The organism is Elizabethkingia argenteiflava (assembly GCF_009904105.1).
In the GTDB taxonomy this organism is placed as follows: Bacteria; Bacteroidota; Bacteroidia; order Flavobacteriales; family Weeksellaceae; genus Elizabethkingia; species Elizabethkingia argenteiflava.
The window spans coordinates 1-401 of record NZ_JAAABJ010000488.1 but is presented as its reverse complement, the minus strand read 5'-3'; the positions used below and the strand labels follow the sequence as shown (position 1 = coordinate 401).

Here is a 401-nt window from a genome sequence, read left to right as displayed (position 1 = left end):
TTGCTTGTAAATACAAGGTATATGAAAGAATATCAAGCGTCCAGATTATATGTATTTGAATATCTAAATATATTTTTTATTATTATTGGATGATCTACCCCCAATGCTATTAATTTATTGATTAGGACATTCGAGCTGTAATCTATTAGGATCCATAATAAATATATCCTAAAAACTCATATATCAATGTATGCTATAAGCATGACCTTATACCTAAACTCTGAGTATAAGCTATCCTAAAAACATCTTTAAAACAAAAAAACCTTTGCATACATATGCAAAGGTTTCTTAAAAATAAAAACTGGCGGCGACCTACTCTCCCGCTTGCGCAGTACCATCGGCGCTGGTGGGCTTAACTTCTGTGTTCGGAATGGGAACAGGTGAGCCCCACCGCTATAACC

Annotated in this window: 1 rRNA gene; it reads right to left on the bottom strand. The window is 34.9% G+C overall.

Annotation, left to right across the window (positions count from 1 at the left end):
* Positions 1-299: 299 nt before the first annotated feature.
* Positions 300-401, bottom strand: a 5S ribosomal RNA gene (gene rrf, locus GNY06_RS06200); the annotation flags it as partial.